We start from the raw sequence: 12,981 nt of genomic DNA on the forward strand, positions 1-12,981 counted from the left end.
AAAAATGAATTTATATCCACTAAAATTTACACCAATTTCTAAATATAGACTTTGGGGCGGTAATAAACTAAATACTGTTTTAAACAAAGGATTTAAAGGCGATAACAACGGCGAATCTTGGGAAATATCTGATGTTAAAGGCGATGAAACCAAGGTAGCCAATGGCGAATTTTTTGGGAAAACTCTTAAAGAATTGTCAGAACAATTTAAAGGACAGTTATTAGGAAACAATGTCTATAAGACTTTTGGAACCGAGTTCCCCTTACTCATCAAGTTTATTGACGCTAAAACCCCATTATCTATCCAAGTACACCCGCACGACCATATAGCTAAAGAGTGTCACGATTCTTTTGGAAAGAATGAAATGTGGTATATCATGGATGCTGATGACAGCGCAGAGATTATTGTTGGTTTTAACAAACAGTTAGACAAGAACTCCTATTCCAAATATTTAGAAAACAATAAGGTTTTAGAAGTTTTAAACTCTGTAAAAACCAAAGCTGGCGATGCTTTTAATATCCCAACAGGTAGAGTACATGCTATTGGTTCTGGGGTACTGCTTGCAGAAATTCAACAAACGTCCGATATCACCTATCGTATTTACGATTATGATCGAGTAGACAAAACTACAGGAGAAAAAAGAGAACTACATAATGATTTAGCTTTAGATGTACTGGATTTTGAGGTGCAGGAGGCGTACACAACTGCCTATAAGACGGAAAGTAATGTTTCTAATAAGTTGATTCACACCCCCTATTTTAAAACCAACATCATTTATCTTACAAAAGAAATAAACAAAGATTATAGCAAAATAGATTCTTTCGTGATTTATATCTGTACAGAAGGTTGTTTAGAAATCACCGTTGATAATGCCAATTATTCTTTAGCCAAAGGAGAGAGTATTTTGATTCCGGCTATTATTAACCAATTAAAGCTAACACCTCAAAAAGAATCTAAAATTTTGGAGGTTTATTACTAGTCCCTTATGACAAACGAAGATTACATTATTGAAATATTGCTAAAAGCTGAAAAACTAGGGGTTCGGGAAGATGTTTTAAAAGAGGTTTCAAAAGTTTTAGAAGAGAACCCGACGCAAACACCATCTCAAGCATATGACCTTAGTTTTAAAAAAGTAAAATCACAAATAACCTGATTGTTTGAATGCAGCTTCTCATCTAATCAATAAAGATAATTTGAATAATCTATATATACTTCTAATGAGCAATGTTTAAGTTAAATAAATTTGGTGTTCAGAGTTACTGTTTTAGGAACTATAAGGATAATGCCGTTGTTGCAAAAAAGGTTAGGGAAATAGGATTGGATTCAATTGAAATATGCGAAGTCCATGCAGACTTTAATGATCTAGCAAATTGGAAAGAGGTAATAAAAATTTATGAATCCCATAATATTTCAATTGTATCAATTGGTGTTCAGACTTTTGTAGGCAATGACAAAGAAAGGTTATGGTTTGAGTGTGCAGCAACTGCAGGTGCAAAATACATAAGTGCCCATTTTGAAGTAGACTCTTTTCAAAAAGCAATTCCAAAAGTCAAAAATTGGTGCGATGAATTTGGCATAAAAGTGGGCTTACACTGTCATGGTGGATATAAATTTGCGGGCTCGAATGACGTTATTGATTATCTCTTAAAATTAGGAGGACCGCAGATTGGTTTGTGTCTTGATACTGGCTGGGCAATGCAAATTGGTCCAGAACATGGCAATCCATTAGATTGGGTAAAAAGATATGGGGACAAAATTTATGGGGTTCATTTTAAAGATTTTACTTTTGATAGCAATGCTCAGTGGCGTGATGTTGTAATTGGTAAAGGAAATTTACCTTTAAGGGAGTTTGTTCAAACATTAGACAAAATAAATTTTAATGGCGTGGCTGTAATTGAATACGAGGCTAACACGGATAATCCAGTTTCCTCCTTGCAAGAATGTGTAAAGAATATGAAAAATTGCTTAGTATAGTTGTCAAAAATTGGCATAAACCTAAAATCATCAAATTTATTAATAAAATATCATATTAATTTTACAATACGTGCAACAAAATGTATTCTACCCATACTTCCACAGAATTTCGCACAACAAATTTAAGACGTCAAAGTAAATATTGGGATAATGGGTGTAGAACACTCTATATTTAATTAGATAATCCATTATTATAATATACATTTTTAGAGTTTTTCATGGTAATACGACCATCATTAACTATATTTGATTTTGCATTCAAATAAATTCATTTAAGTTCATTATTTATTAAAAACACTTTTGGTGAGTTATTCGGTGAGTTTAGACACCAAAACTACCTTAACTTTTTGAATATCAATTGATTAAAATACAGGTTCGAGCCCCAGCCCGGTCACTAAAAAAGTTAAGCAATATAGCTTAACTTTTTTTATTTTAGCATACTTCAAAAAAAAAGCACACGTGGCGGAATTGGTAGACGCGCTGGCTTGAGGGGCCAGTATCCGTTTAGGATGTGGAAGTTCGAATCTTCTCGTGTGCACAGCTTGTAAATTTTCAAATAAAATAACGAAATCGCTAGATTTAATTGTCGTTAAAATAAAAATGCTTATTTTTGTTTAACGAAAATTAAAATTTAATGAACAATATTAAAGTAAGTTTTAGTATTAAAGATCTGGAGAACCTAACAGGAATAAAGGCTCACACGATTCGTATATGGGAAAAGCGCTATAATCTGTTGAGTCCTAACAGATCTGAAACAAACATAAGAAACTATAGTTTGAATAGTTTTCAGAAGCTTTTAAACATATCTTACTTAAATAACAATGGGATAAAAATCTCAAAAATCGCTAATCTTAAGGAAGAAGAGATTCCAGTAAAAGTAAGAGAGATTGCTTCTAGAGCTAAGGTTGAAGATCATGCTATTAACGCTTTTAAAATGGCCATGATTAATTTTGACCAAGTTTTATTTTACAATACCTACAACAACTTAATTGAGAACAAGACATTTAGTGAAATATTTTATACCGTATTTCTGCCTCTTCTTGAAGAAATTGGACTATTATGGCAAACAAATACCATTACTCCTGCTCATGAACATTTTTTAACCGTTCATATGAAACAAAAGATTCTTTTAAATATAGAAAGGCTTCAAAGTCTGGAACCAAAACCAATTACAAAAACGTTCATTTTATATTTACCAGAAAATGAAATTCATGACATTGGTTTACTTTTTATTAATTATCAATTAAGAAGTAAAGGCTACCATACCATATTTTTAGGTGAAAGTGTGCCAATGGATGGTCTTACAGATTTACTTGACTTTTTTGACGAAATAACTTTTGTATCCTATTTTACAGTATATCCTGAAGTCAATCAAATTTCTGAATATTTAGAAAATTTTAATGAAATATTATTATCTAGAGAAAATTCTCGGTTATTATTATTAGGAAGAAAATTGATTGATTTTGACACTTCATCGCTTCCTGAAAAGGTTACTATATACAGTTCTATAGAAAACTTAGTTAAAGAATTATAAATAATCATCTTTATTGTTTAACTTTTGTTTATATTTGTTAAACAATATGAAAAACACTGTCTCAATTATAGGTTCTGGTTTCTCTTCATTAGCCGCTTCATGCTACTTAGCGAAGGCAGGTTATGAAGTAACCATTTTTGAAAAAAACGCAACTATTGGAGGTCGTGCTCGGCAATTAATTAAAGATGGTTTCACTTTCGATATTGGTCCTACTTGGTATTGGATGCCAGATGTATTCGAACGCTTTTTCTCAGATTTTAATAAGAAACCCTCAGACTACTACATTTTAGAAAAGCTCAATCCAGCATATAGCGTATATTTTGGTAAAAACGATTACATTACCATAGAAGATACACTTGAGAAAATATATAATGCCTTTGAAGAAGAAGAAAAAGGAAGTTCGCAAAAGTTAAAGAAATTCATAAATATCGCTAAAAGCAACTACGATATTGCCATTAAAGACCTAGTTTATAATCCCGGAGTATCACCATTAGAACTTGTAACTCCAGCAACGATAAAGAAATTAAATCAGTTTTTTAGCACTATTAAGAAAGATGTTAGAAAGGAATTTAAGAATGAAAGATTGGTTAAAATTCTTGAATTTCCTGTGCTATTTTTAGGAGCAAAACCGAGTGACACACCATCTTTCTATAGCTTTATGAATTATGCCGATTTTGGTTTAGGCACATTTCATCCTAAAAAAGGTATGTATCAAGTTATTCTTGGTATTGAAAGTTTGGCTAAAGAATTAGGGGTAAACATTAAAACTAATGCTCCGATAGAAAATATAATAGTTGATAATGGTTCAGCAAAAGGAATAACCTCTAAGGGAAAAAATTATTATTCCGATATTGTAGTTAGTGGAGCAGACTACCATCATACAGAGACACTCTTAGAAAAGCCTCTAAGGCAATACTCAGAAAATTATTGGAATAAAAAAACATTTGCCCCTTCTTCATTATTATTTTATGTAGGGTTCGATAAAAAATTAAAAAATGTAAATCACCACACGCTATTTTTTGATGTGGACTTTGATGTGCATGCAGAAGCCATTTACGATAATCCAAAATGGCCTGAAAATCCATTATTTTATGCCAGTTTTCCTAGTATTACAGATAGTAATTCAGCTCCAGAAGGAAAGGAAGCAGGTATTTTTTTAATACCGCTTGCACCAGGTATTGAAGATACTCCGGAACTCAGAGAAACCTATTTCAACAAAATAATTAAACGTTTTGAAGTATTAACCTCTCAAAATGTCCAAAATCATGTTATATTTAAAGAATCATTCTGTTTAAATGATTTTATAAATGATTATAACTCTTATAAAGGTAATGCTTATGGTATGGCAAATACTTTATTGCAAACAGCCTTTTTAAGACCCAAATTAAAAAGTAAAAAAGTTAATAACCTTTATTTTACTGGTCAACTTACTGTCCCTGGACCTGGAGTACCACCTTCATTAATATCGGGAAAGTTAGTATCGGACTTGGTAATAAAACATCAAAGTTAATTTATGAAATCTTTATTCGACGACGTTTCAATTAGATGCAGTAAAATTGTTACAAATACTTATAGTACATCTTTTTCTTTGGCAACAAAGCTTTTGTATAAATCTATTAGAAGTCATATTTATAATATTTATGGCTTTGTAAGATTTGCTGATGAAATTGTAGATTCATTCCATGGCTATGACAAAGAATTCTTATTCAATAGATTTTCGGATGACCTAGAGCTAGCTCTCAAAAACAGAATTAGCTTGAACCCTATTTTAAATGCTTTCCAACATACTTTTCATAAGTTTAATATAGATAAAAGCCTTGTTGATGCGTTTATGACAAGTATGAGAATGGATTTACATAAGAAGGATTATTTAACTCAGGAAGATTTCAAAACATATATTTATGGCTCTGCAGATGTTGTTGGACTCATGTGTCTAAAAGTTTTTGTAAAAGGAGACATGAAAAAATATAATGAATTGAAGGAAACGGCGATGGCTCTAGGTTCTGCGTTCCAAAAGGTCAATTTCCTTAGAGATTTAAAAGCAGATTATGATGTTTTAGAAAGAAGTTACTTCCCTAGCATTGATCTGAAAAATCTTGATGAAAATTCGAAACAAGAAATTATTGACGACATTGAATCCGATTTTGCACTAGGATTAAGTGGCATTAAAAAACTACCAATTGAGGCTAAATTTGGGGTTTTTATGGCATATAGATACTACAGCCAACTTTTAAAAAAATTAAAAAAAACTCCAGCTTTAAAAATAAAGGAAACAAGAATTAGAGTTTCAAACCCAAAAAAAATTGAACTCTTAATGCGCAGTTATGTAAAATATCAATTAAAATTAATGTAATTTTATATCATGGATATATTGCTTTGGATACTTGTCTTTTTTTCAGCCTATTGTACGATGGAATTTATGGCATGGTTTACTCATAAATTTGTGATGCACGGTTTTTTATGGAGCTTACACAAGGATCATCATCACAAAAATCATGAAAGTTGGTTTGAGCGTAACGATGTATTTTTTATATTCTATGCTGTTGTTAGTATAACTTTTGTCTTGCTGTGGAAATACAATGATCTATGGGTAGGTCTTCCTATTGGTATTGGTATTTTTGCCTACGGATTATCTTATTTTATAGTGCATGATATTTTTATACACCAAAGATTTAAACTCTTTAGAAACGCTAATAATTGGTATGCAAAAGGTATTCGACGTGCACACAAAATCCATCATAAACATCTTGGAAAAAAAGATGGAGAATGCTTTGGAATGTTATTTGTGCCCTTTAAATACTTTAAGAGTAAGTAATGAGCTACTTATATCTTCTACTTAATTTAGGGTCTTTAAGTATTCCTTTTTTATTTAGTTTTCATCCCAAGCTTAAGTTTTATTCCCTCTGGAAATCACTCTTTATAGCTATTTTCATTACCATGCTTGTCTTTATTCCATGGGATGTTATTTTTACACTTAATGGCTATTGGGGTTTTAATGATACCTATTTTTTAGGCACAAAAATATTTGGACTTCCTCTGGAAGAGTGGTTGTTTTTTATTTGTATTCCGTATGCCTGCGTTTTTACCCATTATGCATTGCTCCACTACTTTCCTAACATAAAATTGAATACAAACATCACCAAAAGACTCAGCTATATTCTAATTTTAGTGTTCTTTTTTATCACAATTTTGAACTACGATAAATGGTATACTTTTATTAACTTTCTATTGGCTACAGTTCTAACAGCAATTGTTGTTTCCATAAATAAGGAATTGTTGAGTAAGTTCTATTTTACTTTTCTAGTCATGCTTATTCCTTTTTTTATTGTTAACGGTATTCTTACAGGAAGTTTTATAGAAAATGAAGTTGTTTGGTATAACAATAATGAAAATTTAAGTTTTCGATTATTCACAATTCCGATTGAAGACAGTATATATGCCTTTTCCCTTATTTTGATGAATCTATCTATTCTTGAATATTTAGAAAAGCAAAAAGCGTAACTACATGTTGTAATTACGCTTAAACCAAACAAATATTCCTCAAATTAATGCTTATCTGGTTACGGTTCCAAAAGGAAGAGACCCTAAGTTTTGTCCAAAATTATGAGTTGATGGTGCTGTTTCTTGACCAGCAGTTCCCACTAAAGGTTTTATAGCAAAAGGGGCTGGAGAATTATCTGGAACGGGTTCAACAGAAATCACAACCGTTCTTCCTCTTACATCTAAAGGAAATGTTTCACCACTTGGTGCATTTAAGAAAAAATCCTCGCCTGGAACTGGAGGGCCAGCTTGCAAAGTTTCACTAAAATCATTAAACCCATCTGCTGCGTTAAATGCTGTGAAAGTCCCAGTAGTTATAGGTCCAGCGTCGCCTACTACCCATCCTTCATATACCCATCCATCTGGTAAGGTTGGTAATACAAAATTAGGTATTGGAGGCATCCCAGGAGTACCAAACCAAACACCATAGTGGTCATTACCATTATTAGTTCCAGTCTCATCTGTAGGTGTTCTTAAAAAGAAAGCTCCTGAAGCTGAACTAAAATCTCCAACAATATTTGAATTGACACTTGCCTCATTTCCAGAAAAGTCTCCAACTAAAAGCTTAGTATCTGCTGGAGCAGGATCAGGATCATCAGTAGGTTCAATGGACAATACAAATCGACTTGCAGTACTAAGTTGTTGTGCATCAACAGTAAAAGTTTGCGGAAAAGAAACACTTGAAAACACTCCCGTTGATACTGGACTGCCATCGACTATAATCCATCCTTCATAAACAAAATCATCACCTAAAGGCTCTAATCCGCTTAAATCTAATGTTAAAGTTGATAATGCTGGGGCATTATCATCATCACTACAGGAAGTTGCTAAAACTCCTAAAGCCATTAAGGCCAAAAACATTTTTTTAATCATCATTTAATTTTTTATTATTAACAATTCAAAATTAGATGATGCATCCATCGTAAAATGTTAGCTAACTAACACTAGGCTGTTTTTTTATAAATTCTTATTTCTTTTCTACTAAACTCTATGATGTTATCTTCTTTAAGTTCATTTAGAAGAATGTTTAGTGTAGGTCGTGAAGTGCCTATAAGTGAAGCTATATCTTTTTGGGTATAAGGATGGTATATTACTTTATCCCCCGTTTTTTCACAATCATAACCATAATCGTTGCACAATTCGTGCAAAAACTCGAGCAATCTGGTTTTTGTGTCTTTAAAAAGCAATAACTGAAGTCGTCTTTCAAGCTTTTTAAATTTAAAACCAATAAACTTATACACCTTGAAACTAAAGGTTTGGTTATTACGCATTAAATCATGCATAGTATCGACACCAATTGGGCAAATAGATGTAGAATTATCTATTGATTGAGCAAACTCATCGCGTTTAGATTCACCTAAGATGGCTTTCTCACCAAATAATTCACCACGAGTTAAAATAGCCTTTACAACCTCTTCTCCATCTTCACTATAATACCCTATTTTAACTTTCCCTTTTTCTATAAGGTAAACCTTGTTAGCAGAATCTTCTTCAAAATAGATATAATCCTTTTTTTTATAAGCGTCAAAATCGTGATTCGATTTATAGGCTTTAAATTTATGAGGGCATAAAACCTTAAAAAGATTTACGTCGTCGAAAAACCAAATAGATTTCATAATAAGTAGTATAATTGTTATGAAAAACTGTCGGTATAAACATTTAAACCTTACCAATTAACAAAAAAACATCCGATAAAATCGGATGTTTTCTAAAAATATGTAGTCGGAATCTATTCTTCTTCGTCAGTAGCAACTTTCTCTTCATCTTCATCTTTAAGTAAATCTAGCATATTTTGTTGCTGTAACAAATTATACCATTGAATTACTTTTTTAATATCACTCGCATAAACGCGATCTTCGTCATAATCAGGTAAGATATCAAAAAAGTATTCTTCTAATTTATCTTTGCTATCCTTAGACTTTACACTTGTTTTCGCACCGCTTTCTTTCTTACTAATGTTTAAAAACACTTGTTTTAAAGGTATTTCTTCAGTTAGAGTATAAATAGCTATTTCACTTAATATACTTACGTTTTGACGAATGCTCACTGAAAGTCGTTTATTATCAATTAATGACTCAGCAACAAAACCACCTCGTGTTTGAGTGATTAGTTTATACAATCCTGGTTTACCTGAAATTGCTAGTATTTTGTCTAGGCTCATAAATTATTTTTAGAAAGAGGCAAATATATTTGTTTATGAATATTTTACAAATGTTATCGTTTCTTTTTTTGATTAGGGAAACGCATTTTATAGTCTACTCGAATTTTTCCTTTAGAAATATTGGCAAGTCTACCTTTAATGAGGCGTTTTTTTAATGAGGACAACTTATCTGTGAATAAAACACCTTCAATATGATCGTATTCATGCTGTATAACACGAGCAATTAATCCGTCGAATACTTTTGTATGCTTTTCAAATTGTTCATCTAAATATTCAATAGTAATTTTTGGTTGTCTAAAAACATCCTCTCTTACATCGGGAATACTTAAACAGCCTTCATTAAATGCCCAATCTTCACCTTCTTCATTAATAATTTTCGCATTTATAAAGGTTTGCTTAAAGTTTTTTAAAGTTTTTTGTTCTTCTTCAGATAATGATTCGTCATCAGCAAAAGGTTCCGTATCGACCAAAAATAAACGTATGGGTAAACCTATTTGTGGTGCTGCTAATCCAACTCCATAGGCATTATACATGGTCTCATACATGTTATCTAAAAGCGCATCTAAATTAGGATACTCATTAGTAATATCTTCTGCCTTTTTCTTTAACACTGGGTCACCATAGGCAACAATTGGTAATATCATACTATAAAACTATTATTACTTGCAAAAATACAATACTATAATATATTGTTAGTCTTTATTTAGAATATAAATAACTCTGAAGAATTAATGTAGCGCTTATCTCGTCAATAAGAGCTTTATTTTTTCTTTGATTTTTTTTCAAACCACTATCTATCATAGCTTGAAACGCCATTTTAGAGGTAAATCGTTCATCAACTCGTTTAACCGGAATATTGGGAAATTCCTTCTCTAATTTCAATAAAAATTTAATAATTAGTTCTTCACTTTCAGATGGCGTATTGTCCATTTGTTTTGGTTCTCCAACTAAAAAAAGTTCAACTGGTTCTTTAGTAGTATATTTTTTTAAATAAGTCAATAGGTCTTTAGTAAGCACAGTGGTTAATCCAGACGCTATAATTTGTAACTCATCAGTCACGGCTATTCCTGTTCTTTTACTACCATAATCTATTGCCAATATACGAGCCATTCTATTTATTTATATACCAAAAGTAATGTAATAAAAAAAGACCATCCATTTTTAGGACAGTCTTTTTAAATATTTAACCTCAAATATTTGTTGAATATGATTCTTATAATTATGCTTTTCTTGCTTTATTTATTTTAGGAAATACCAACTTAATATTTTCAACTTTTCTTTCACGGTTTAAAAAAGATCTAATATCGCTAGTTCTAGCAATTACTTCTTTTAATTCTAATGAATCAATAATAACAGCGTCATCGTTAATCTCAGTTTGAGAAACTATGGTCTTAACCTCTTCTTTAACAATAGGTGCTTCACTTTGCGCATTACCTAGAGTGAAAGAGAGTAATAAAACTATTAATATGTAAAATCTTGTTTTCATCAGATTTGGGTTTCTTTGATGATTCAAATATAGTTTCGTTATGAGGGGATAGAACAATAAATTAGTTGTATGTGTTTGAATTTTCGATTATTAGAGATTCCGTTTAATTCATCCGATAAACAGATAAGTAGTCTTCATTTATCGACGAAATACACTAAAAATGTTGTTCATCCATAAAAATTATTCGTTGAAAGAATATTTAGTGAAATAGCTTTGAAAAATTAATAGAAAATCAGAGTTATTTTTATCGATAATGAGATAGCCATATTTCTATTTTTTAAATGATAGCTAGTATATTTGCCCAAAATTAAATACCAATGACAGATTTACAACAAATTATAGAAAATGCTTGGGAAGACAGATCTCTATTAAATGAGACATCTACCCAAAAGGCTATTAGAGATGTTGTTAGCTTATTAGATAAAGGCGAACTGAGAGTAGCTGAACCTATTGAGGGCGGATGGCAAGTAAACGAATGGGTAAAAAAAGGTGTTGTACTTTACTTTCCAATCCAAAAAATGGAAACTATAGAATGTGGCCCATTAGAATTTCATGATAAAATACCATTAAAAACTGGATATGCCGCGAAAGGGATACGTGTTGTACCACACGCTGTAGCAAGGCATGGAGCTTATATTTCAGCAGGAACTATTTTAATGCCTAGTTATGTTAATATTGGTGCTTATGTAGATGAAGGTACCATGGTAGACACTTGGGCAACAGTTGGTAGTTGTGCTCAAATTGGTAAAAACGTACATTTATCTGGTGGTGTTGGTATTGGAGGTGTTTTAGAACCGTTGCAAGCCGCTCCTGTTATTATTGAGGATAATGCTTTTATTGGCTCAAGATGTATAGTAGTTGAAGGAGTTCGCGTTGAAACCGAAGCTGTTTTAGGTGCTGGTGTGGTTTTAACCATGAGTACAAAAATTATTGATGTAACTGGAGACGAACCAGTTGAATATAGAGGTATTGTGCCTGCAAGATCTGTTGTTATTCCTGGTAGTTATGCTAAAGAATTTGGTGCCGGAAGTTACAATGTGCCTTGTGCATTAATAATTGGAAAACGTAAAGAAAGTACCAATAAAAAAACCTCTTTAAATGATGCTTTAAGAGAGCACGATGTAGCGGTCTAGTTTACTTTATTTAAATAATAATCTAAATTCCAAATTTCCAATATCTATGTGTTGGAATTTGGAATTTTTTATTTGTACTTTGAAAACCATATGAAAATACTAGTTATCCAGCAAAAAATGATTGGCGATGTCCTTACAAGCAGTATATTGTTTAACGCATTACGCGAAAAATATGCTGATGCCCACCTAGATTATTTAATTAACGAACATACTTTTGCTGTAGTAGAGAACAATCCATTCATAGATAATTTTATTTTTTTTACTAAAAAGGAAGAAGACAGCATTAAAGCTCTTTTTAAATTAGCTAACTCTGTTAAAAATACTAATTATGATATTGTTATAGATGTTTATTCAAAATTCTCTAGTAATCTAATAAGCTGGTATTCGGGAGCAAAAATTAGAATTTCAAAGTACAAATGGTACACCTCATTAATTTACACCAACACAATCAAAGAAAGTAGTATTGCAAAAACCAATGCTGGACTTGCTATTGAAAACAGATTGCAAATGTTAGAGCCTATTTTAAAGGAAAACTCTAGAATTTTTAAACCAGCAATTCACTTAAAAAATGAGGAACTAATAAATGCAAAAGCATTTTTAGAAACACACAATATCAATTTAGAACATCCAATAATAATGATTAGTGTTTTAGGAAGCGGAGATAATAAAACATACCCACTCCCTTATATGGCCAAACTTATTGATGTAATTGTTGAAAAAACAAACGCCCAATTATTATTCAATTTTATACCAAAACAAGAGCCCGATGCTAAAGAGGTTTATAATTTATGTAAAGAGTCAACTAGAAAAAAAATATATTTTGATGCCTACGGTAAAAATTTAAGGGAGTTTTTATCAATAACACAACATTGTAATGCTCTAATTGGTAATGAAGGAGGCGCTGTTAATATGGCAAAAGCGTTAAGTATTCCAACGTTTACAATTTTCTCACCTTGGATTCAAAAGGATGCTTGGAATATGTTTGAAGATGGAGAAACAAATATTTCTATTCATTTAGAGGATGTAAAACCTGAACACTATTTAGGAAAGTCCTATAAGGAAATGAAGAAAATTAGTGAACAGTTGTACAACGAATTTAGTCCAGATCAGATAATACCTAAACTAAATAAGTTTTTAAAAAAATTTTAATTGT

16 protein-coding genes and 1 tRNA gene are annotated in these 12,981 nt (G+C 31.5%); 11 read left to right on the forward strand and 6 right to left on the reverse strand.

Features of this window, described 5'->3' with window-relative positions:
- The first annotated feature begins 4 nt into the window (after window positions 1–4).
- The 9 genes from FEF17_RS13290 (at window position 5) to FEF17_RS13325 (ending at window position 7,009) form a co-directional block, all read left to right on the forward strand.
- A complete protein-coding gene (locus tag FEF17_RS13290) occupies window positions 5–979 on the forward strand; it encodes a type I phosphomannose isomerase catalytic subunit (protein ID WP_139002903.1) in 975 nt (324 codons plus the stop codon).
- A 6-nt stretch (window positions 980–985) separates the two neighbouring features.
- Window positions 986–1,153 (forward strand): hypothetical protein, encoded by a 168-nt coding sequence (locus FEF17_RS14335; protein WP_170181013.1) that lies wholly within the window; start codon window positions 986–988, stop codon window positions 1,151–1,153.
- Window positions 1,154–1,224: 71 nt separating this feature from the next.
- Window positions 1,225–1,974, forward strand: a complete 750-nt coding sequence (locus FEF17_RS13295; RefSeq protein WP_139002904.1) for a sugar phosphate isomerase/epimerase family protein — start codon at window positions 1,225–1,227, stop codon at window positions 1,972–1,974.
- Window positions 1,975–2,427: 453 nt separating this feature from the next.
- A tRNA-Leu gene (locus tag FEF17_RS13300) sits at window positions 2,428–2,512 on the forward strand.
- A gap of 96 nt (window positions 2,513–2,608) precedes the next feature.
- Window positions 2,609–3,508 carry a MerR family transcriptional regulator gene (locus FEF17_RS13305; RefSeq protein ID WP_139002905.1) on the forward strand — a complete coding sequence of 300 codons (900 nt, stop codon included), beginning with the start codon at window positions 2,609–2,611 and terminating at the stop codon, window positions 3,506–3,508.
- A 46-nt stretch (window positions 3,509–3,554) separates the two neighbouring features.
- Window positions 3,555–5,018 carry a phytoene desaturase family protein gene (locus FEF17_RS13310; protein WP_139002906.1) on the forward strand — a complete coding sequence of 488 codons (1,464 nt, stop codon included), beginning with the start codon at window positions 3,555–3,557 and terminating at the stop codon, window positions 5,016–5,018.
- Between the two features lie 3 nt (window positions 5,019–5,021).
- A complete protein-coding gene (locus FEF17_RS13315) occupies window positions 5,022–5,861 on the forward strand; it encodes a phytoene/squalene synthase family protein (protein WP_139002907.1) in 840 nt (279 codons plus the stop codon).
- Between the two features lie 9 nt (window positions 5,862–5,870).
- On the forward strand, window positions 5,871–6,323 hold the full coding sequence (locus FEF17_RS13320; RefSeq protein WP_139002908.1) for a sterol desaturase family protein: 453 nt from the start codon (window positions 5,871–5,873) through the stop codon (window positions 6,321–6,323).
- Window positions 6,323–7,009, forward strand: a complete 687-nt coding sequence (locus FEF17_RS13325) for a lycopene cyclase domain-containing protein (RefSeq protein ID WP_139002909.1) — start codon at window positions 6,323–6,325, stop codon at window positions 7,007–7,009. Before FEF17_RS13320 ends, FEF17_RS13325 begins: the two co-directional genes overlap by 1 nt.
- 51 nt (window positions 7,010–7,060) lie before the next feature.
- Here FEF17_RS13325 and FEF17_RS13330 read toward each other — a convergent pair whose 3' ends face one another.
- The 6 genes from FEF17_RS13330 to FEF17_RS13355 form a co-directional block, all read right to left on the reverse strand.
- Complete coding sequence (locus FEF17_RS13330) at window positions 7,061–7,921, reverse strand: anti-sigma factor (RefSeq protein WP_139003044.1); 861 nt, start codon at window positions 7,919–7,921, stop codon at window positions 7,061–7,063.
- A gap of 71 nt (window positions 7,922–7,992) precedes the next feature.
- Window positions 7,993–8,664 (reverse strand): Crp/Fnr family transcriptional regulator, encoded by a 672-nt coding sequence (locus tag FEF17_RS13335; protein ID WP_139002910.1) that lies wholly within the window; start codon window positions 8,662–8,664, stop codon window positions 7,993–7,995.
- 113 nt (window positions 8,665–8,777) lie between these two features.
- On the reverse strand, window positions 8,778–9,209 hold the full coding sequence (locus tag FEF17_RS13340) for a DUF5606 family protein (RefSeq protein WP_139002911.1): 432 nt from the start codon (window positions 9,207–9,209) through the stop codon (window positions 8,778–8,780).
- A gap of 53 nt (window positions 9,210–9,262) precedes the next feature.
- On the reverse strand, window positions 9,263–9,853 hold the full coding sequence (gene def, locus FEF17_RS13345; RefSeq protein ID WP_139002912.1) for a peptide deformylase: 591 nt from the start codon (window positions 9,851–9,853) through the stop codon (window positions 9,263–9,265).
- A 55-nt stretch (window positions 9,854–9,908) separates the two neighbouring features.
- Window positions 9,909–10,319, reverse strand: a complete 411-nt coding sequence (ruvX, locus tag FEF17_RS13350) for a Holliday junction resolvase RuvX (protein WP_139002913.1) — start codon at window positions 10,317–10,319, stop codon at window positions 9,909–9,911.
- Window positions 10,320–10,428: 109 nt separating this feature from the next.
- Window positions 10,429–10,695 carry a hypothetical protein gene (locus tag FEF17_RS13355; RefSeq protein ID WP_139002914.1) on the reverse strand — a complete coding sequence of 89 codons (267 nt, stop codon included), beginning with the start codon at window positions 10,693–10,695 and terminating at the stop codon, window positions 10,429–10,431.
- Between the two features lie 317 nt (window positions 10,696–11,012).
- Between FEF17_RS13355 and FEF17_RS13360 the strand changes: the two genes are divergently transcribed.
- Both FEF17_RS13360 and FEF17_RS13365 read left to right on the forward strand, forming a co-directional pair.
- Window positions 11,013–11,828 carry a 2,3,4,5-tetrahydropyridine-2,6-dicarboxylate N-succinyltransferase gene (locus tag FEF17_RS13360; protein ID WP_139002915.1) on the forward strand — a complete coding sequence of 272 codons (816 nt, stop codon included), beginning with the start codon at window positions 11,013–11,015 and terminating at the stop codon, window positions 11,826–11,828.
- Between the two features lie 90 nt (window positions 11,829–11,918).
- The gene (locus FEF17_RS13365) at window positions 11,919–12,977 is read left to right on the forward strand and encodes a glycosyltransferase family 9 protein (protein WP_139002916.1); all 1,059 of its coding nucleotides are present in this window, start codon (window positions 11,919–11,921) and stop codon (window positions 12,975–12,977) included.
- Window positions 12,978–12,981 lie beyond the last annotated feature (4 nt).

Origin of the sequence: Hyunsoonleella aestuarii (assembly GCF_006148925.1) — a bacterium.
GTDB classification, from domain to species: domain Bacteria; phylum Bacteroidota; class Bacteroidia; order Flavobacteriales; family Flavobacteriaceae; genus Algibacter_D; species Algibacter_D aestuarii.

Bases quoted from the DNA above. Each gene is read 5' to 3' on its own strand.
- FEF17_RS13290 (WP_139002903.1), top strand. From the start codon at position 5: ATGAATTTATATCCACTAAAATTTACACCAATTTCTAAATATAGACTT.
- FEF17_RS14335 (WP_170181013.1), top strand. From the start codon at position 986: ATGACAAACGAAGATTACATTATTGAAATATTGCTAAAAGCTGAAAAA.
- FEF17_RS13295 (WP_139002904.1), top strand. From the start codon at position 1,225: ATGTTTAAGTTAAATAAATTTGGTGTTCAGAGTTACTGTTTTAGGAAC.
- FEF17_RS13305 (WP_139002905.1), top strand. From the start codon at position 2,609: ATGAACAATATTAAAGTAAGTTTTAGTATTAAAGATCTGGAGAACCTA.
- FEF17_RS13310 (WP_139002906.1), top strand. From the start codon at position 3,555: ATGAAAAACACTGTCTCAATTATAGGTTCTGGTTTCTCTTCATTAGCC.
- FEF17_RS13315 (WP_139002907.1), top strand. From the start codon at position 5,022: ATGAAATCTTTATTCGACGACGTTTCAATTAGATGCAGTAAAATTGTT.
- FEF17_RS13320 (WP_139002908.1), top strand. From the start codon at position 5,871: ATGGATATATTGCTTTGGATACTTGTCTTTTTTTCAGCCTATTGTACG.
- FEF17_RS13325 (WP_139002909.1), top strand. From the start codon at position 6,323: ATGAGCTACTTATATCTTCTACTTAATTTAGGGTCTTTAAGTATTCCT.
- FEF17_RS13330 (WP_139003044.1), bottom strand. From the start codon at position 7,921: ATGATTAAAAAAATGTTTTTGGCCTTAATGGCTTTAGGAGTTTTAGCA.
- FEF17_RS13335 (WP_139002910.1), bottom strand. From the start codon at position 8,664: ATGAAATCTATTTGGTTTTTCGACGACGTAAATCTTTTTAAGGTTTTA.
- FEF17_RS13340 (WP_139002911.1), bottom strand. From the start codon at position 9,209: ATGAGCCTAGACAAAATACTAGCAATTTCAGGTAAACCAGGATTGTAT.
- def (WP_139002912.1), bottom strand. From the start codon at position 9,853: ATGATATTACCAATTGTTGCCTATGGTGACCCAGTGTTAAAGAAAAAG.
- ruvX (WP_139002913.1), bottom strand. From the start codon at position 10,319: ATGGCTCGTATATTGGCAATAGATTATGGTAGTAAAAGAACAGGAATA.
- FEF17_RS13355 (WP_139002914.1), bottom strand. From the start codon at position 10,695: ATGAAAACAAGATTTTACATATTAATAGTTTTATTACTCTCTTTCACT.
- FEF17_RS13360 (WP_139002915.1), top strand. From the start codon at position 11,013: ATGACAGATTTACAACAAATTATAGAAAATGCTTGGGAAGACAGATCT.
- FEF17_RS13365 (WP_139002916.1), top strand. From the start codon at position 11,919: ATGAAAATACTAGTTATCCAGCAAAAAATGATTGGCGATGTCCTTACA.